Below are 18377 nucleotides of genomic sequence, written 5' to 3'. Positions count from 1 at the left end.
TCCTGAAGGGCACATTTACCTCGCTTTTGTGACCTTCGCACGCTGACTTCTTTCCTGAAGGGCACATATCCCCCTCTTTTGTGACCTTCGCACGCTGACCGCTCTCACGAAGGGACATATCCCCCTCTTTTGTGACCTTCGTGCACTGACTGCTTTCACGAAGGTCACGTATACCCCACTTTTGTGACCTTCGCTAGCCGCCGTCTTTCGCAAAGGTCACAAAAATACATTTCTTTCTATTCTTTTATGTTTTCTTCTCATAATAACGCCCTTTATAGTTCCCTTTCAGCTCAAAATTCTTTTTCAACACTGATCGGATGCTTTTTTTGGAAAAAAGCTTTCCTATCCAGTCACAGACTTCGTTTGTGGTCAGTTTCTTTTCAGGGAAAAGCAGGAGATACTCGTTTATCTGTCTCTTTATCACATCTGTAGTCACTTCCTTAAATCCGCACTGACTACACTCGCATATCCTCCCAATGGGCTTCCCGAGCTCCGACTGACACACCTTACAGAAAGCTCCTTTTTCCAGTCCCGCCCAGTCATATTGCGGGAACGAGTAAAAGGAAAGATCCGTCTGGTTCAACTGTTTGAGGGTTTCTGCAAACGTATAGTGACTTTTATTCAGCGCTCTCCGTTCATTCGTCAGCTTCTTCATATGATAATCCAGCATCGTCGGTAAAATAAACGGACTGTCTACCGGTGCGTTATAAAGCGTAAATGCCTCATTTATAAAGACAATATACGACTGCAGCGTAAAGTTTGCCTGCTGTTCTTCCATCAACTGGCGAAAAAGGTTGGTCGTTCGGTTCAACTGATGAACCGGATTCGAGATCTCTTTATTCGTGGAAAGGACCTTCAGCTTGTCTTCGGTACAGACAAACTGCCCTTCATAGTTTTTCACTTCATAGAGGATTACCCCTTTACTCGTTATCAGAAGTGAATCGATTTGACAGGTCTGACCACTTATTTTCAGTGTCAAGTCGTTCACGATCAGACACTCACACTTCAACTTTTTAAGTAACTCATCAAACTGGCATTCTCCTTCAAACCCTTTTACCCTATTTCGGATAGTATTCGTTTGGGGGTTCAAGAGATCCCCGCGCCGGTCCAAGATCTGAAGCATCTCCAGCTGGTTCGATGGTTCTCGTTCTTTTACAATCATTTGCTCACGCTCCAATTTAGTAGTCTACTTATTATATTGTCCATTTCTTGAATAACTGACTTTTTATTTAAAGAGCTATTATTGAAGACTGATATCAAGTGATATTTTTATGAATAAAAATATCTTTGAGCTATAATGTGTTTAAGGTACGTAAAGGTGCTGGATCAAAATCAGCAGCACTCTATTAATTCTTTAAATCAAAACAATCTGACTTTAAAAGGAGATGATACATATGGGTAGAGGAGGCGGCCGTGGTGGCGGTGGCGGCTTCGGCGGCGGAGGTTCCCGTGGCGGTGGCTTCGGCGGTGGTCGAGGCGGAGGCGGCCGTATGGGCGGTGGTTTCGGAAGTGGCCGCGGCGGTGGAAACAGCGGTGGCGGCTTGTTCGGTGGCGGAAGCAGCAACCGTTCAGGCGGCAACAGACGCCCCGGAATGGGACCGATCTGGTTCGGAGGCGGCGGTTTTGGTCGCAGACGCTATTCTCCCGGTGGCGGCGGTGGCTGCGGCTTTCTAGGCTGTGGAAGTATTTTCACAGTCCTGATATTCATGTTCATTATTTTCACTCTCTTTTCATCCCTGGGTAACTTCATGGGTGGAGGGAATGGAGGGCCGACGAACATCACCTCTTCAACGGTGGAGCGTGAACCGTTGCCGACTGGCGCAGTCAATGAGACCGACTACTATACGGATGAACTTGGGTGGATCGGCAATCATACGCAGATGGTGGATGGCCTGCAGTATTTCTATAATGAAACAGGTGTCCAGCCGCATATCTACATTACCGGTGACATCGGCGCATCCGGCGATCCGACACTGGATGAAATCGAAACGTACGCCAACAACTTGTACGATGAACTCTTTACAGACGAAGCGCATCTGCTGCTCGTTTTCTATGAACCTACCCTAAACGACTACACGACGTATTATGTCACAGGCTCTCAGGCACGATCCGTCATTGATACTGAAGCGGGAGACATCCTGCTTGATTATCTGGACAGAAATTACTACGATGACGATTTAAGCGATGAAGAGTACTTTAGCCAGTCTTTCAAAGAAGCCGCTGACCGTATCATGGAAGTCACTACTTCACCATGGATCCCGGTCCTTGTGATCTTCGGTGTCCTGGCCTTGTTGTATCTTCTATTCAGATGGTGGAAATCGCGACAAGCTAGCAAAGAACGCGAAGCCAGACGAACAGAAGAAATGCTCAAGCGGCCGATCGAAACCTTCGGAAGCAGTGAAGCCGATGAACTGGCGAAAAAATACGATGACGACAAGAAGTAATTAACTTTTGAAAAAATGAAGCATTCACAATTAGGAGGAATACACATGGCAATTTTAGACCGCTTTTCAGATATCATCAGTGCAAACGTCAACGCGATCATCGACCGCATGGAAGATCCTGAGAAAATGATCGATCAGTATCTGCGTGACATGATGGATGACCTGGCAGAAGTGAAGCAAAATACCGCAAGCGTCATGGCTGAAGAAACACGTGCCAAACGTTTAGTGGATGAAAACGAAGCGGAAGTATCAAAATACGAACGTTACGCTAAAAAAGCGCTGGAGGCCGGGAACGATGCGGATGCGCGTGTCTTCCTGTCCAAAAAACAGGAACTGGAAGATGTCGGTACCGGACTAGCCAATGCTTACGCAAAAGCACACGAAAATGCCATGAAAATGCGTCAGATGCATGACAAACTGGCTTCGGATATCGAGAAACTGAGAAACCGCCGTTCGATGATCAAAGCTCAGATGTCTGTCGCTGATACTCAGGAGAAACTGAACAAAGTAGACACCTCTCTCGGCAAATCTAAAGGTGCAATGAGTAACTTTGAACGCATGGAAGATAAAGCTACACGCCGCTTGGATGAAGCGAATGCCATGGAAGAACTGAACAAGCAGCCGAAAGATTCTGCTCAGGCACTCGAAGAGAAATACGCAGAAGAAACAGGATCCGCCGCTGTCGAGGAAGAGCTCGAGCGTATGAAACAGGACATGGGCCTGTCCTCTTCCGATAAATCATCCGAAGAAGAATAACACAATAATCAAAAAAGAACCGGAGGAACGAGTCATTAACTCGTCCTCCGGTTCTTTTTTGTTCGTTTTTTATTGATCATCAGAAAAGACAGGCGTAGACAAGTAACGTTCACCTGTATCACAGGCTACAGTGACGACCGTTTTACCGCTGCCTAATTTTTCTGCCACACGTACTGCGGCCGCAATGTTGGCTCCAGCGGAAATACCCGTCAGCAGGCCTTCTTCTCTAGCTAATCGTCGGGTCATCTCCATCGCTTCTTCACTCGTGACCGTGATGATTTCATCATAGATAGTAGTATCCAGAACGTCTGGAATAAACCCAGCGCCTATCCCCTGAATCTTGTGTTTCCCTTTCTCACGCCCACTTAATACAGCTGACTCATCGGGTTCTACAGCAATGATTCGTGTCGAGGGATCCTCCAATTTCAGAGCTTTCCCTACACCGGTCACTGTGCCGCCTGTACCTACTCCTGCGACGAAAGCATCCGGTGTCTTGCCGTCCAGTGCTTCAATAATTTCCGGCCCTGTTGTTTCGATATGAATAGCCGGATTCGCCGGATTGGTAAATTGTGAGGGCATGAAGAAATCATCTTGTTCAGCCAGCTCGCGTGCGCGGCCCATGGCGCCTGGCATCCCATTGTCCCCGGGTGTCAGCTCCAGCTCGGCCCCGTAGGCTTTCATCAGTGAGCGTCGTTCAACGCTAAGTGTATCAGGCATGACAAAGACAGCTTTATACCCTTTAGCTGCAGCCACCATAGCCAGTCCGACACCTGTATTCCCGCTCGTTGCTTCAACGATCGTATCGCCTTCTTTTAGCTTGCCTTCTTTTTCGGCTGTTTCGATCATATTTAAAGCAATGCGGTCCTTTACGCTCCCACCGATATTGGCCAGCTCCAATTTTGCGTAGACGTCAGCCGCTCCTTCTGGAACCACTCGATTCAATTTCAGCAAGGGGGTACCTCCGACCAATTCTGTTACTGATTCAACTCTTTTCATTCGAATACTTCCTTTCTTATTCCTTCTTGAACGCTCTATTATTTATCTTCTATCCTTGCCACTCTAGTTTATCATATTTGCTTGGACAAAATGAAATCTCGACAACTTATCTTCTGCATAAGTCGTCGAGATCCTTAAACTTTTACTTTATTATTGTATATCAATACGTTTGTTTTCGGGTTTATCCGATTCTTTCTTCGGCAGCTTCACTTTCAGGATACCATTCTCAAAGCGGGCTGAAATGTTGTCTTCATCGACATCGCGAATCAAAAACTGACGGCTGAATGAGCGACTCGATCGTTCCCGTCTGATATAGTTGCGCTCTTTATCTTCTTCATTCGTTTCCGATTCCTGCTTGCCTGAGATGGAAAGGATATTGTCATGGTAATCCAGTTCGATATTTTCCTTATCCATTCCGGGAAGTTCCGCTTCCACCGTATATTCGTTGTCGTCTTCTATGATATCGGTCTTGAAGTTCCCCGCTTCTCCCAGTACTTGGTCAAAGGTGTCGTCGAAAAATTGTCTGCGCAAATCTCTGAAATCACGTCGCGAAGGAAACATGTTGTTCATTTCTCTTGCCCCTTTCCGTTACACTCGTCTTGTGAAGTTATTCTCTTTCCTTCACCGTTATTGTAACGCTTACACCAATTAAGGTAAACTAAAATGATTCAATATAAACTAAGATTTCATGCTGAACAGGGGGACCAACAGCGAAGAGCCTAAAATTCTAAATCATGTATAAAAATACATTACCGTTGAATATACCATATGTTTATATTGTCCTTTTTCAATTCAGTAGTGAACGCTTAACTACTAGTAATGCGTTGCGCTTCTTTCAGCAAGTCCAGTTCCAATGTACTAAAAAACTTATCATTCTAGTATGTTAGTGACCCGTTCATAATAGAATGACCAGCAACTGGCCGCACTAGCTGTTTAGTGACTAGTTCATAACGGAATTGTTCGAGAACTGGTCGCAAACCGATGCAATCCTTCACCCCTCCGATTTTTTAACCTTGAAAAGACTTCAAAAAGGAAAAGAGGCTGGAACCCCAGCCTCTACAATATTATTTATTTGGTTTTGCTAGTGGTCAGATCAACGACTTTCTGATCAATGCATCAATTTTTCAACGTATTCTTTGTCAAATAAGGGTTTTATGGACTCATAATTTGAAATGCGCTTGATCGCATCGCCTAAGATCGGTGCCACACTTAACTGATTGACCAATTCTGTGTTATTTTTCTCAGATAAATTGATCGTGTTGGTGATGATGACTTTTTTGACACCGGAGTTCAATAGACGTTCCATTGCTTTGCCTGAAAGGACCGCATGGGTCACGCAGACATAGACATCTTTTGCGCCTGCTTTTTTAAGTGACTGAGTCGCTTTCGTGACGGTCTTGGCGGTATCCATAATGTCATCAAATAAAATGCAGTCTTTCCCGTCGACTTCTCCGACAAGCTCATACGTATTGGGCTTTGTCGTTTCATATAATCGCCGGTCAATGATGGCTAAAGGTGAATCTAGAAGTTCGGCCATTTCACGAGCACGCTTCACCCCATCGTGATCAGGCGAGACCACCACCGTATTTTCTCCTCCCAAGTCATTTAACGTAAAATGATTGGCCAGAAGTGCCGTCGCCGACAAGTGGTCGACCGGAATATCGAAGAACCCCTGGATTTGCGGGGCGTGCAGTTCCATGGTTATCAGGCAATCGATCCCTGACTGGGTCAGCATATTTGCCACAACTTTTGCCGTAATGGCTTCCCGCGGTCCAGGTTTTCTGTCCTGCCTGGCATAACCGTAGTACGGCATCACGACATTTATAGAACCTGCGCTGGCCCGCCTCAGTGCATCGATCATGATCAAGAGTTCCATCAGATAGTCATTGCCCGGGTCGTTCGTTGACTGAATTAAATAGACATCGTCCCCACGGATACTTTCTTCGATATGAACACAAATCTCACCGTCGGAAAAGCGGTCGATCTTGGCCTTGCTCAGTTCGACCCCCACTTCCTGCGCGATCTCCTTCGCCAGTTTCGGGTTGGAATTCAGGGCAAACAGTCTGATCCCTGTGTCTTTTTTATGATTAGTCATAGCAACCTCCATCTACTGAATGTTACTTCGCTTACACATTAATCGTAAACACAATATCCTAAAAATGCAAGCGCTATCTTGCCTGTTTAATCAACATCTAACCTTCCATGACCCTTATTTCAAAGGCTGCCATTTCCAGTCTTTGACTTCCGGCATATCGTCGCCGTGTTCTCTAATGTAGCGGTGATGTTTCTCGAGAAGCTCGTCCATTTTCTCTTCCACATCGCTTGCTTTATCACCGTAGACAGCTCGTGCGGCATCTTTGACCAGGTGGAAGCGGTCGATCTCGTTGACCACGCGCATATCAAAGGGGGTGGTCACTGTTCCGTTTTCCTTGTAACCATGCGGGATCAGGTTTCTGTTCTGACGGTCAAAGAATAAATTCTTCAAAAGTCCTTCATAGCCGTGGAAGGCAAAGAGGACCGGTTTGTCTGTCGTGAACAGTTTATTGAAGGCTTCGTCGCTGAGACCGCGTTTGTCATTTTTCGGACTGTTGAGTTTGAGCAGGTCCACTACATTGATAAAGCGTATCTTCAGATCAGGATATTCGTCATGCAAAATTGATACGGCGGCCAAAGCCTCTAAATTCGGTTCTGTTCCGGCAGCTGCGATCACAATGTCCGGGTCAAGGTCCTGATCGGTACTGGCCCAGTCTATGACCTTCAGACCTTTTTCTACCAGCGTCTCTGCTTCCAAAGCCGTATAGAACTGCGGGCGTGGATGCTTGCTGGAAACGATCAGGTTGATCTTCTGCTGGGATTTCAGTACTTTATTCATCACTGCCATCAAGGAGTTGGCGTCTGCCGGGAAGTACTCACGAATATACTCAAGCTTCTTGTCTGCCAGATGTGTGCTGATCCCCGGGTCCTGATGCGTGTAGCCGTTATGATCCTGCTGGAAGACGGTTGACGAGGCGATGATATTAAGCGACGGATATTTTTTACGCCAGTCCAGTTCGTCTGCCTTGCGCATCCACTTGAAGTGCTGCGTCAGCATGGAATCCACGATCCGCAAGAAGCCTTCATAGCTCACAAAGAAGCCGTGGCGTCCGGTCAGCGTGTAGCCTTCCATCCACCCTTCTGCCTGATGCTCGGAAAGCTGGGAGTCGATCACACGGCCGCTTCTGGACTGTGCCTCGTCTTCGGGTTCGTCGATATCTTCCATCCACTGGCGGTTCGTCGTTTGAAGGACCGCGTTCAATCGGTTCGACTTCAGTTCATCCGTACTGATGATGCGGAAGTTGTCCGGATTAGCATCCACGATATCACGGGCAAATTTCCCGAACTCCGTCATGTCTTTCCCTTTTTCTGCACCTGGCGTGTCGATATCCAGCGTGTACAGGCGCCAGTCCGGCAGTTTCAGTTCTTTTCGGTCTCTGCCGCCGTTGGTGATCGGGTTTAGTGCCATCCGCTTATTCCCTTTAGGCGCAATGTCTCTGATTTCTTCTTTCAGCCTTCCGTTTTCATCAAACAGCTCGTCCGGGCGGTAAGATTTCATCCAGTTCGTCAAGGCATCACTGTGCTGCATCTTCTCCTGTTCAGCCGGGATCGGCACCTGATGCGAACGGAAGCTTCCTTCGACCGGTTCATCGTCCCATTCTTCTGGGCCGGTCCAGCCTTTAGGACTTCGGAGGATTACTACAGGCCACTTCGGCATCCCCACAGTCTGAGCGGATTTCTTTCTAGCATATTTTTGAATATTATGGATCGTTTCGATCGCTTCATCCATCACTTCAGCCATTTCGGGATGCATGTCATTTGGGTTCTCCCCTTCAATGAACAACGGATCCCATCCCAGGCCGTCAAAGTAATGTTGCAGTTCTTCATTCGACTTCCTTGAAAGGATCGTCGGATTGGCAATCTTGTAGTCATTCAAATGCAGGATCGGCAGGACGGCCCCATCGGTGACGGGGTTAATAAAGACATTGGAGAACCAGGACGTCGCAAGAGCCCCTGTTTCCGCTTCACCGTCCCCGATCACCACAGCCGCGATCGTATCCGGCGTGTCGAGCACAGCCCCTGTCGCATGAGACAAGGCATAGCCCAGTTCGCCGCCTTCATGGATCGAGCCGGGTACGGAAGGTTCCGCGTGCGAGCCGATGCCTCCCGGGAAAGAGAACTGTTTGAACAGCTTCTTCATGCCTTCTTCGTCTTCCGAGATATCCGGATAAATTTCAGTATAACTGCCGTCCAGATAAGCATTGGAGACCATGACCTGACCTCCGTGTCCCGGTCCCTGAATGTAGAACATATCCAGATCATATTTGTTGATGACCCGGTTCAAGTGGGCATAGACAAAGTTCTGTCCCGGCACCGTTCCCCAGTGACCGATCGGGTTGACTTTCACGTCTTCTTCTTCCAGCGGACGCTTAAGCAGCGGGTTATCTTTCAGGTAAATCTGGCCGATCGACAAATAATTGGCCGCCCGCCACCAGGCATCCACTTTTTGTAAATACTGGGCTGATGCATACTCTTTTTCCTTAGTCATTATCGCATGTCCTTTCCTGTTTATAATTCTGCCGTCTTTGTTACCTTCACACTTAAACTTTAGCATAAACCAGTCAGCTTGCTCCACGAATAGCTACTGTAAGGACAAGGATTCAGCATTCGTTTTTAAGGCATACATAGTCGGACATATTACTCTTCGGTCCTTTCTATGCTAGACTATTAGAAAGAGTGTGAAAGGAGAAAAGACAATGACATTTTCATTTAACGGGTTAGACCATTATCAAATCACTGCCCCACTGGGTACAGAAAAAGAGGTACATCACTTCTTTACGGACGTGCTGGGGTGTCCTGAAGTAGAAAAACCGGACTCACTTAGTCACTTTGAAAGTATCTGGTTCGACATGGGACGCCACATCATCCACGTAGGGCTTGACGAAAACCACCACAGTGAAAAACGAGGTCACCCGGCCTTTGATGTGGAAAATCTGCAGGGGCTGATGGACAGACTGGATGAACATAATATTCCCTACGAAGAAGACTTCAATATGCCCGGAGCCCGACGTTTCTACACCTATGCCTTTTTCGGCCACCGCATGGAGTTTCTGGAATGGCACGACAAGCCCAAATCACTGATGACGGAGAGTGAGAAAGCAGACCATAAAAGTGAGTAACACAAAAAATCCATCAGACAGCTAGGTTGAGCCTGTCTAATGGATTTTCTGTTATGTAATAAAAGGGTTGCTTGCACTGGATTTTCAGTAAGTCTCACTTCAGTTTTACTATAAAATATGCAAGGTTGACTTAATTGCTTTAACTTTTTTGGGCACCTGACCCATCATGACGTCAGCATCGCTATAATGCTGCCGACAATATAAACAATCAACAGACCATCAACTCCTGCATAAGAGTAACTATAATTTTTAGAGGTTTATTGAACTCTCCGTTAATTAGTATTGCTACAATAAAAAATTGAAAATAAATGCCTCTTCTATTTGAGCCATTTGTTCCACCCTCTTAGAAATCACATTAAAAAGTCATGCAGAAAGCTGCCGTAGCAGTTAAATAGTTTTATCATGAAATTCTTGTTACCTATTTTAATTCTGTGTACTTATTATTGTTCATATAATATTTATGTACACCTTACAAGTATTTGATTTGCTGTAGTTGCATTTTGCTTGTAAAGTAGTTTGGTAAGCTATAAGGGAGTACTAAATCGCCGGTTGGAGTATTAATTGTACTTGAACCCTGACTACCGCCAGCGAAATGTCCCAGCGGTACAAATGTGTGGCAGTAGTCAAACGAAAGCATATGGGACCTTGAGACACATGACACAATACTATTATGAGAATAATTATGACGATAGAGCTCAGAGAATCATAGCCAGTATCCAAAACAATAAACTTTTTTACAATAGCCTTTTACTATAGTCTTAATGATTCCTTTACATCGTCATTATTAAAATTGTAGTAATATTTCTATACAGTGTAGTATTAAATTTGAAATACCTTGTATCAAATTAGTGAAAAAGATACTCCGGGTGAAGGTAATGGTGGTAATTTCCCACCGTTATTGGGTACTATATCGAAATTTGAATCTGAAATTGATTCGAAACTTACAGATGTAAGTAAGAAACTAAATGAAATTGTTATCATTAAAGCTCTAAGCATAATCCTTCTCATCTTTTACTGTCTCCTTATTTTTTAATATTTCTTCTAATCTCAAATTAGCCATAACACTAAATCGGGAATTCTCTTGAATTTCAAAGAGAGAATTAGCAATTTTATAAGACTTTATCGCTTCTTCGTATTGTTTCAATTTATTCATCATATAACCTTTATGATAATATAGGTCGCCTAATCCAAAAATCGAGCTATTTTTTTTTGACAACTCTATGCCTTGAAAAATCAAATCTAACGCTTTTTTATCTTTATCCAAACTTTCTAAACATAAAGAATAGTTCAGAAGTAATTTTACTTTAGATCGAGTTTCTATCTTGTTAGAGAACCAGTTTAAGCCCATATCAAAATACTTACATGCTTTTTCAAGATTTTCCGTCTCGTAGTAAACAATACCAATACTACAAAGTACATCGACTGTAAAATCGGCTGATAAATCAGTCGTATCCAACTTGTTAAATTCCTGAATTGCTTTCTTAGGATTATCCTCTTTATAATAATATAATAAACCTCGAATCCAACGAAAATAGGGAGAGTTGTTTTCTTCTATAGTCTCTATATTAGATTGTATTATCAGATTTATCATTTCATAATCTCTTTTGATCAGGCTAATATCAATCATATCTTTCAAATTTTTAGTTTTTTCATCTGCATTTTTTTCCTTTTCTCTATCAATAAGATCTATTAAATCTACGTTTAATTTTTTTGATAATTTCTCTAAAATTCTATTATTCGGAGTAATTTCGTTGTTTTCAATTTTACTTATCATTGTTTGGGCACATATATTTTCAGCTAATTGAGCCTGGGTCAAATCGAGGTCTTTTCGCATTTTTTTTATATTACTACCTATATCCATCCTATATTAACCCTTTCTATTAAATCTTATTGACTATTATTATATTGTATTCTATTAATTATTTCAATTATTAGAATATAAAGCACTTAACAACTCAGGCAACTAATTGAAATTAGGGACGAACCAGATAAACATTGTTTACTAGTTTATTTTTCTTTTGGAACTCGTTTTGATATTTATAGAGTAACTATACCATGTTTATTACAAAATGATTTTTATGCGAGTATAATTCAGATCTAACGCTTTAATTAATTTGAAATGGGTAAAGAGGTTAGAAATTGAAAAAATGGCTTAAAAGCTTTTTATTTCGATAAAAGTACGAATCATTATTTTAATACACTATTAAAACTAAGGGAGTCTATATTTTCTTTACATAGTTTCTATTAGTTTTTTGTTATATAGTTTGCTGCAAGTATTCTAAAATTTAAAAGTAAAGTCCCTAGATATGACTGTCAATCAAAATAAAAGTGAGTTCATTCCCTTGTATAATTTCAAAAGTCATTAAAAGTTTTAAAAATCCAACCATTATTAGGGGAAACTTTGTCTGTGACAATGGGTTTAGAGCGTCCAGCATTTGTCTACCGCCCTTTTTTAACCATCTTAAAAATATGTATGATTGAGAGTCTAATTAATTTTTGTTCTTTTTCATATGAAAAAATAGTATATAATTTTCTATAGTTTCACCTTAATAATTAGAAAATTTATACAAGTAGCTTAAATTGCAAAAACTTTCATGAGTATCTTTTTAAAGGTGCGTATCCCTTTTTTTTGCTAGTTGTCGTCGTATCTGTATAGTAGTATATCTGAGTAGTAGTGTGTAGTCACATATGCTTAATTGTAGTTCGTGAGTAACTATCGTTCATTAATTAGCCTGAATTTTTTTGAATAAAAGATTATAAGTTTATTTACTATACACTTTTTTATCATAATTGAATATTCGGACTTATTTTATATTTCTCTTAACTACGTATAGTTTGTCTTCAGATTCCGCCTCACAGCGGACACCCTTGACTTTCGTTAACAGTTCCTACTGTCAAGTCTGTAGTGGACTTTCACCACCAAGTTGTCGCCCATGCCGGGCGCACACTAAAAAAAACAGAGTAGAATTATCTACTCTGTTAAAAAATCTAACTTTTTGGGGGCAATATATAGGGCGTAGTCTTTTTTATAAGTATATGCTAATTGTAAACTGTTTTATATTGTGTAGTCGTGTCGATTAAGCCAGAATAATCAGAATATCTGTACGTACTAATGCTGGTTCTAATTTGCTGACCGTAAGAGGTTTCATTAATATATGTTGATACTTTATAGTAAACTACAGGTCTACTAATTAATGCATCAGTAATAATAGGGGTCAAGTTGTATGCTACAAAGCCATTGATCCCCGGAACATAACTTAGCCCTGCTCCAATAAAGAATCCTAGAATATATTCTTCTGCATTTTGTCTACTACGTGATGACCCGTATTGAGTGAATGAATGTTCATAAGCCCCACCGCCACCACCTTGAGATGGAACACTCTGTATTACTGTGTCGTTAAGATAGTTAGAAGAATTAAAATTCTCTCCATCTAATAGTTCAGAATCTGACTTCTCCAATTCTGAAGCTTCCACAGATTCCCCTTGAACAGTTTGTAGTAAAACTGTTCCTATAGTTATAGCGACTACGGATAATTTTACAACTTTTTTGCCAATAAAATTAGAAAACATTTATATTTCTCCTTTCCTTTTCTAATTTTATATTATCATGTCGATCTTTAATTATCAAAATTTATTAATGAATACATTATTATTATTATATATATTAATAATAATATTATGAATAATAATGGTATGATGACTTTACAATTAATTTCATTTAAATTATAATACGGTTAGAGGTGATTTGATGACGAAGTTCAAAAACTTGCATTATAAAGAAAAATTAAGTAATTATCGTAGAATAGTTAAATTCCCCACACTCATTCTATTATTTATCTTAACTGCATATGAAATTAATTACTTGATTATATGTTCTATATTCGTCGCTACTATGATAGGAGATTTGCTTTTTTACGGAGTCTTAGCTAAGGATAGAAAATATACTTATAGTAGTTTGATGACTGACGCTTTAATCTTATATGCAGTAAATTTTCTTGCTACTGTATACGTGACACCTAATGTTTCTAACTATATCGTAAACTTCAATGCAGTAGCAGATAACCCGTATATATTCAATATTATTATATCTTTAGCCTTTATTTATTTATTTTGGTTTGTAGTTCTTTTAGTTCAAAAGTCACTGTCTAACAATAAGAATAATTGGAAATGGAAAGCTTCAGGATTATTCAATTCTACTTTAAAAGCATCATTTCTTAGATAAGTTATTTTAAAAAAAAACAAACAATCCTATTCAAATAAAGAGAGAATCATCAGCTGCTTACTCGGCTTATGATTCTCTTTTTATCTATAGTTTTTATCCTAAGATGAAGGTTCTAAAATTAAGATAATTAGTTTAGAAACATAATTTTACTGGCACCATCTAAATTTTCACTTCGATGAGTGAACGGCTCCCCGAGTTTCGCCTTATTTCGCTCTCTCTGAGTCATTGCCATATATCTTCACAACTGACCACTTAGCAACCTTATCACTCAAATAGGCAATGGCGAGCGAAACAAAAATGATTGCTAAAGAGTTCCCCCTTAAAAAAGTGAAAACTAAATAGAGGTTTGCTATAAGAAGTAAAAGCATGATCGCAAAATACGTTAGTCTCTTTTTACTCATGGTTATCTCCTCCAACATTTATTTTCCTATATACCTACTTAATTTCTGACTTCTTCTCTCGCCTCATCATACCAGCGTTCTGTCATTTCTTCGGGGATATAGTGGGTGGGATGGAGCAGCGTTCCGCCATCGTCTTTTAGTCGCTTCACAGACCCCTCATACATATGCAGGTCGAATGTATACTCTTCAGCATGGATGGTATAGGTTCCATCTTTGAATTCTATATCATCCACAATCAGTGATTCTTCAACATCGTTTATGCTGTCAGGCTCGCCTACAGTTCCTTCAATAATACGGACATTCAACTCAAGATGATCGTCTTGTTCGATAAATTCATAGTACCTGGGCAAGCCCAACTCAACTGCATTTGACCTGACTTCTAAAAGTACGTTTGAAAAATCATCTGGTTTTCCGGTAAATGTAATTTCACCTAAAGGCTCTGTATATGCATCCCGTTTCTCAGAGACGAGCTCGGAAACGGCAACACGTTCATCGCGGTTCTGCCGGTACTCTTCAAATTCAGTGTCAGCCTGATTTCGTGAAGAACATCCTGCTATGAGCAGCAGCGGTAAGACTATCAATAATTTTAACACCATTCTTCCTCCTCTTGTATTTAGTCATGACACAGTGTCTGTTAAACTTTCCTCAACCGCTTGAACTGAATCGTAATAAGCATCAGAACTTCGATGATCAGCCAGGCAGCGCCAAGCGAGAGGACCCCATTCAAGAAATGCAGGTCTTGTGAATTGTATAAAAAATTGTGGTATCCGGATAAAACGGAACCAATCGAGAAAAACGTCGGCGGAAGTAAGCCGATATCGCTGAAATAACCGATACCTCTTGAGTAATAGAGTGATTCAGTGAATAAAACAGAAATACCAATGACTAGATTGAACAGTTCCTGTTTGATCAATACACTGAATAACAATATCCCTCTAATCAATATGAGAGAACTCAATAACAGAAGAACCAGTGCCTGTCCTAACCATAAACCCAGAGAAAGGCTTTCGTATGTACTGCCTCTTAAATCAAAACTGAATGACAGAACCGGGATAGAAAGCGAACCCATGCCGTACCTTGGGCCCAGTGTCAGTGCCAGTACGAAAAACCCGGCTAGTAAAGTGAGAAAGAACCCTGACAGACAGACGGCGGTTTTTATCCATAGGACCTTCCCAAACGGTATGGGGGTACTGTTAAACAGCGTGGCATGCCCTTTGTTTCGGGTCAGACTGTCAACGGAAAACAATACGAGTACGATCAGTAATATAAAAGGCAAGTTGTCCTGAAGTAACCGGTGAAGCGTCTGTAAAACCGTCCGTTCTTCGACGACTGCCGGTGTCACGCCTTCAAAGTCTTCCGCCCAGTAACTTGTATATCTATATCTCATGTGTCTGGTCCAGAACGCTTCTTCCTGTTCCGGATAAGGCTCGTCTATATCAAAAAATCGCGGGTCAACGGCATTGCCGTAACGAGCAACGCGAATCTCCCTATTCACGTTTATCGTCGCTTCAAAGTAACTCTGCCAATCATCTTGTTCTAAAGCTTCCAGCTGATTTTCACTAAACTGGATGATCATTCGGGCACTTTCAGTGGTTCGCGGCCGTTCCGTTCCGTACTGATCGATCACAGTCTGCTGCTCTTCAATGCGTTCGGTCAGCCCTTCTTCGTCCACAAATGAATAAAGTGGACGATACTGGGGAGCAATGATCAAGCCGTAATATAAAACAGCCAGCAAGAAGAGGATAAAAAGTATGCGGTTTTTAATGTTCTGGGTGAAAAGTAGCCATTCAAATGTAAACTGCGCCTGCATAGTCGTCTCCTTGTTAGTCGTTTGTGTATAGTTCGTTATACCACTCGCTTGACCCGATCTTCCCTATCCTTGTCTCTGTGTATCCTTTGCTGTAGAAAAAGCTCGTCCACTCCCCTACTTCTGTTGCATTCATCCCAGTCAAGGGTAAACAAAAGAGAGCGCTGGCTATATACCGTGTGCCTTCTGGCAGCTGATTTTCCGTCTTTAATAACTCATACTCTTTTTCAGGAATCAGCACTTTTAAATATAAATCCTTCTTCTGCTCTGAATTATGTGTCTCCAGTGCCACCTGCCCGTCTTTCAGAAACAGCACTCTATCGGCATAAAGATCCAGATTGTTTAATAAATGGGAAGCAATCAGAATGATCTTCCCCTGTTCTTTAAGCTTGATCAACTCGCTGGTAAGCAAGTCCACGTTATCAGGATCCAGTCCGTTCATCACTTCGTCCATCAGCATCACATCGGTATCTGCCGCAAGCAGCAGGGCAAAACACAGACGCTGGCGCATCCCGAGTGAATAGGTTTTGACCGGATTCTTTACATAATGAGCCATATTGAGTCGGTCGACAATCGGCTGGACCTCTTTTGTTGACTGACTCCACAGTCTGGCATAGTAGTTGAGATGTTCCATCCCCGTCAGTTCACCATATAAATCATCGATTTCCGGAAGAAAAGACAGGTGTCTGCGCATTTGAATCTCTTTTTTCTTTGTAGAATAGTCCAGTTTCTCATTATACGTGACCTTTCCAGAATCGGGACTCAGAAAGTTCATGATAATATTGAGCAGCGTGGTTTTGCCTGTGCCGTTCGGTGCGACCAGACCAATGATTTCTCCCTTTGTTATAACGATCGAGACATTATCTAAGACGACATTATTGCCAAAAGACTGGCTGACATTTTTAATCTCTAGCATCGTTTCTCCCCCTTAAATACTTTCAATCGCTGCTGTTTTTGAATGCGACTGGTTCTTTTGACTCACCATGGACTGATACATATAGATACATGCAATAAACCCGATCCCCCAAATCAGTAAGTTCCCTATGCCGTATAGATAAGATAGGCTAGATACTCCCGTTAGATACGCCGCTTCTCCCGATAACACGTGAAAAACATGATAAAACTGAACGGGAAGCCACTGCCAAACTGCCGACTCGATCTGAATAAAAAAGGGCAATGCATATAAAAACAGACCGGCAAAGAGTGTGGCATACATGTTTCTGGTCAAGGTATTCAAGAAGGCTGCAAGTGAAATGACATGAAGGGACAAGACAAATAGGTAAAGGAAATAACGGATGGCATAGGCTGACAATGACACGGCGTCATAACTGCCCGACTGGTATAAGACCATCGGATAGTTAAACAGGCCTGTTTCGGTAAGGAGTGCTAAACTACCGGTAAAGACAGCTGTCAGCACGACTATACTTAAAAAACTGGCCACGGTGTAGATAGCAATTTTACTGGCCGTTTTCCGTTCGTAAGTCAGCGGATACCCTTTGACCATCGTTTGATGTTCAAAGTCCGCACTGATAATGCTGCCACTAAAGAGAAGCAAGAACAAAAAGGCTGCTATACCGAAGGACTCAAAAAAGGTCATCAGGAACCCTGCGGCGCTCTCTCGATTTTCCATAATGGGTAAGACTTCTTCCTCAATGTAAGAAAAAAAAGCGCGATTTGTCTGTGCTTGATGCATAGAAGGAACGATCTCTTGAAGGTCATCATTTAATTCGTCCAATTGTTCATATTTATGCAGCTCTATCTGCAGCTCCGCTAATTCCAGACTCGCTTCCGTCAGCCACTCGTCGTTCTCAAAACGTAGCGCAACATCCTGCCCGGCAACCAGCTGCTGCTGACTATAGAGCTTGTCAAAAAATTCTGACTGATCCTGATCTTCGTATGTACTTGCAGAAAGCGTACCGACAGCTATCCTGTTATTATTCATCTCACGATAGACGGTATGCTCAATGTTGCCGACATCTCTAATGTAGATGAAAAAAACGATAAGCAGCAGGAAAACAAAAAAGACAAGGAACATCAGCTTATTTTTAGCATTCTTTAAAAACAGTTTTCCTTCGAAATTAAGATACGCTTTCATTAGATTGTCCTTTCTGATTAATGAGTTTAAATGATGTTAGTATGAAATCCTGGACACGTTTTGATAGAATATAAACTATCGAAAAGGAGTGTCTATTGATGTTAGTATGAAATCCTGGACACGTTTTGATAGAATATAAACTATCGAAAAGGAGTGTCTATCGATGTCAAACCGAAGAACCTATGATGTCGACTATAAGAAAACGCTAGTCAGTTTGTACGAAAATGGTCATTCAGTAAAGAATTTAAGTGAGGAACATGGCATAGCAGAACAAACCATTTATCGGTGGATCAAAAAATATTCCACGGATGAAAAAACCGGGTATTCTGAAGCAGATATCGAAAAAATCAAAGCAGAGAATGCCCGTCTTAAGACAGACAATGATATCCTAAAAAAGGTCTTAGCCATGTTCACTCAAAAATAGACCGCGATGACTTTATTTT

17 protein-coding genes are annotated in these 18377 nt (G+C 41.9%); 5 read left to right on the top strand and 12 right to left on the bottom strand.

Annotated elements, in window-relative coordinates; translation table 11 throughout:
* Nucleotides 1–244: 244 nt before the first annotated feature.
* A complete protein-coding gene (locus BMX84_RS11280) occupies nucleotides 245–1162 on the bottom strand; it encodes a nuclease-related domain-containing protein (RefSeq protein ID WP_091489846.1) in 918 nt (305 codons plus the stop codon).
* Between the two features lie 232 nt (nucleotides 1163–1394).
* On the opposite strand from BMX84_RS11280, the gene BMX84_RS11270 reads away from it, so the two are divergent.
* Together BMX84_RS11270 and BMX84_RS11265 are read left to right on the top strand one after the other, a co-directional pair.
* The gene (locus BMX84_RS11270) at nucleotides 1395–2444 is read left to right on the top strand and encodes a hypothetical protein (RefSeq protein ID WP_177165558.1); all 1050 of its coding nucleotides are present in this window, start codon (nucleotides 1395–1397) and stop codon (nucleotides 2442–2444) included.
* 45 nt (nucleotides 2445–2489) lie between these two features.
* Nucleotides 2490–3200: a PspA/IM30 family protein gene (locus tag BMX84_RS11265; RefSeq protein WP_091489839.1), complete on the top strand. Its 711-nt coding sequence runs from the start codon at nucleotides 2490–2492 to the stop codon at nucleotides 3198–3200.
* A gap of 69 nt (nucleotides 3201–3269) precedes the next feature.
* On the opposite strand, the gene cysK is transcribed toward BMX84_RS11265, so the two are convergent.
* From cysK to BMX84_RS11245, 4 genes are all read right to left on the bottom strand, one after another.
* Nucleotides 3270–4196, bottom strand: coding sequence for a cysteine synthase A (gene cysK, locus BMX84_RS11260; RefSeq protein WP_091489836.1), 927 nt, complete (start codon nucleotides 4194–4196; stop codon nucleotides 3270–3272).
* A gap of 150 nt (nucleotides 4197–4346) precedes the next feature.
* The gene (locus BMX84_RS11255) at nucleotides 4347–4766 is read right to left on the bottom strand and encodes an Hsp20/alpha crystallin family protein (protein WP_091489833.1); all 420 of its coding nucleotides are present in this window, start codon (nucleotides 4764–4766) and stop codon (nucleotides 4347–4349) included.
* Between the two features lie 538 nt (nucleotides 4767–5304).
* Nucleotides 5305–6291 carry a ribose-phosphate diphosphokinase gene (locus BMX84_RS11250; protein ID WP_091489831.1) on the bottom strand — a complete coding sequence of 329 codons (987 nt, stop codon included), beginning with the start codon at nucleotides 6289–6291 and terminating at the stop codon, nucleotides 5305–5307.
* Nucleotides 6292–6405: 114 nt separating this feature from the next.
* Complete coding sequence (locus BMX84_RS11245) at nucleotides 6406–8778, bottom strand: phosphoketolase family protein (RefSeq protein ID WP_091489827.1); 2373 nt, start codon at nucleotides 8776–8778, stop codon at nucleotides 6406–6408.
* Between the two features lie 208 nt (nucleotides 8779–8986).
* Here BMX84_RS11245 and BMX84_RS11240 point away from each other — a divergent pair, with 208 nt between their 5' ends.
* Nucleotides 8987–9409: a VOC family protein gene (locus BMX84_RS11240; protein WP_091489824.1), complete on the top strand. Its 423-nt coding sequence runs from the start codon at nucleotides 8987–8989 to the stop codon at nucleotides 9407–9409.
* 988 nt (nucleotides 9410–10397) lie between these two features.
* On the opposite strand, the gene BMX84_RS11235 is transcribed toward BMX84_RS11240, so the two are convergent.
* Nucleotides 10398–11270 (bottom strand): helix-turn-helix domain-containing protein, encoded by an 873-nt coding sequence (locus BMX84_RS11235; protein ID WP_091489822.1) that lies wholly within the window; start codon nucleotides 11268–11270, stop codon nucleotides 10398–10400.
* A 1178-nt stretch (nucleotides 11271–12448) separates the two neighbouring features.
* Nucleotides 12449–12979: a hypothetical protein gene (locus BMX84_RS11230; RefSeq protein WP_091489819.1), complete on the bottom strand. Its 531-nt coding sequence runs from the start codon at nucleotides 12977–12979 to the stop codon at nucleotides 12449–12451.
* A gap of 178 nt (nucleotides 12980–13157) precedes the next feature.
* Here BMX84_RS11230 and BMX84_RS11225 point away from each other — a divergent pair, with 178 nt between their 5' ends.
* Nucleotides 13158–13631 carry a hypothetical protein gene (locus tag BMX84_RS11225; protein WP_091489816.1) on the top strand — a complete coding sequence of 158 codons (474 nt, stop codon included), beginning with the start codon at nucleotides 13158–13160 and terminating at the stop codon, nucleotides 13629–13631.
* A 203-nt stretch (nucleotides 13632–13834) separates the two neighbouring features.
* Here the strand turns inward: BMX84_RS11225 and BMX84_RS11220 are convergent, their stop codons facing one another.
* Genes BMX84_RS11220 through BMX84_RS11200 form a run of 5 tightly spaced genes read right to left on the bottom strand, consistent with a single transcriptional unit; the run spans nucleotide 13835 to nucleotide 17934 of the window.
* Nucleotides 13835–14032, bottom strand: coding sequence for a hypothetical protein (locus BMX84_RS11220; RefSeq protein ID WP_091489814.1), 198 nt, complete (start codon nucleotides 14030–14032; stop codon nucleotides 13835–13837).
* A 38-nt stretch (nucleotides 14033–14070) separates the two neighbouring features.
* A complete protein-coding gene (locus tag BMX84_RS11215; RefSeq protein WP_091489811.1) occupies nucleotides 14071–14625 on the bottom strand; it encodes a hypothetical protein in 555 nt (184 codons plus the stop codon).
* Between the two features lie 41 nt (nucleotides 14626–14666).
* Complete coding sequence (locus BMX84_RS11210; RefSeq protein ID WP_091489808.1) at nucleotides 14667–15842, bottom strand: hypothetical protein; 1176 nt, start codon at nucleotides 15840–15842, stop codon at nucleotides 14667–14669.
* A gap of 13 nt (nucleotides 15843–15855) precedes the next feature.
* Nucleotides 15856–16755: an ABC transporter ATP-binding protein gene (locus BMX84_RS11205; protein WP_091489806.1), complete on the bottom strand. Its 900-nt coding sequence runs from the start codon at nucleotides 16753–16755 to the stop codon at nucleotides 15856–15858.
* A 12-nt stretch (nucleotides 16756–16767) separates the two neighbouring features.
* Entirely contained in the window at nucleotides 16768–17934 is a 1167-nt protein-coding gene (locus BMX84_RS11200) for a hypothetical protein (protein ID WP_091489803.1), read from the bottom strand.
* 163 nt (nucleotides 17935–18097) lie between these two features.
* On the opposite strand from BMX84_RS11200, the gene BMX84_RS11195 reads away from it, so the two are divergent.
* Complete coding sequence (locus BMX84_RS11195; protein WP_080145561.1) at nucleotides 18098–18358, top strand: transposase; 261 nt, start codon at nucleotides 18098–18100, stop codon at nucleotides 18356–18358.
* Nucleotides 18359–18377 lie beyond the last annotated feature (19 nt).

Source organism: Alkalibacterium putridalgicola (assembly GCF_900109825.1).
Classification (GTDB): domain Bacteria; phylum Bacillota; class Bacilli; order Lactobacillales; family Carnobacteriaceae_A; genus Alkalibacterium; species Alkalibacterium putridalgicola.
Note: the sequence above shows the minus strand (reverse complement) of the source record. Positions and strands in the feature narration are given on the sequence as shown.

Excerpts from the sequence above, each read along its gene's own strand:
- BMX84_RS11280 (WP_091489846.1), bottom strand. The coding sequence starts at position 1,162 with ATGATTGTAAAAGAACGAGAACCATCGAACCAGCTGGAGATGCTTCAG.
- BMX84_RS11270 (WP_177165558.1), top strand. The coding sequence starts at position 1,395 with ATGGGTAGAGGAGGCGGCCGTGGTGGCGGTGGCGGCTTCGGCGGCGGA.
- BMX84_RS11265 (WP_091489839.1), top strand. The coding sequence starts at position 2,490 with ATGGCAATTTTAGACCGCTTTTCAGATATCATCAGTGCAAACGTCAAC.
- cysK (WP_091489836.1), bottom strand. The coding sequence starts at position 4,196 with ATGAAAAGAGTTGAATCAGTAACAGAATTGGTCGGAGGTACCCCCTTG.
- BMX84_RS11255 (WP_091489833.1), bottom strand. The coding sequence starts at position 4,766 with ATGAACAACATGTTTCCTTCGCGACGTGATTTCAGAGATTTGCGCAGA.
- BMX84_RS11250 (WP_091489831.1), bottom strand. The coding sequence starts at position 6,291 with ATGACTAATCATAAAAAAGACACAGGGATCAGACTGTTTGCCCTGAAT.
- BMX84_RS11245 (WP_091489827.1), bottom strand. The coding sequence starts at position 8,778 with ATGACTAAGGAAAAAGAGTATGCATCAGCCCAGTATTTACAAAAAGTG.
- BMX84_RS11240 (WP_091489824.1), top strand. The coding sequence starts at position 8,987 with ATGACATTTTCATTTAACGGGTTAGACCATTATCAAATCACTGCCCCA.
- BMX84_RS11235 (WP_091489822.1), bottom strand. The coding sequence starts at position 11,270 with ATGGATATAGGTAGTAATATAAAAAAAATGCGAAAAGACCTCGATTTG.
- BMX84_RS11230 (WP_091489819.1), bottom strand. The coding sequence starts at position 12,979 with ATGTTTTCTAATTTTATTGGCAAAAAAGTTGTAAAATTATCCGTAGTC.
- BMX84_RS11225 (WP_091489816.1), top strand. The coding sequence starts at position 13,158 with ATGACGAAGTTCAAAAACTTGCATTATAAAGAAAAATTAAGTAATTAT.
- BMX84_RS11220 (WP_091489814.1), bottom strand. The coding sequence starts at position 14,032 with ATGAGTAAAAAGAGACTAACGTATTTTGCGATCATGCTTTTACTTCTT.
- BMX84_RS11210 (WP_091489808.1), bottom strand. The coding sequence starts at position 15,842 with ATGCAGGCGCAGTTTACATTTGAATGGCTACTTTTCACCCAGAACATT.
- BMX84_RS11205 (WP_091489806.1), bottom strand. The coding sequence starts at position 16,755 with ATGCTAGAGATTAAAAATGTCAGCCAGTCTTTTGGCAATAATGTCGTC.
- BMX84_RS11200 (WP_091489803.1), bottom strand. The coding sequence starts at position 17,934 with ATGAAAGCGTATCTTAATTTCGAAGGAAAACTGTTTTTAAAGAATGCT.
- BMX84_RS11195 (WP_080145561.1), top strand. The coding sequence starts at position 18,098 with ATGTCAAACCGAAGAACCTATGATGTCGACTATAAGAAAACGCTAGTC.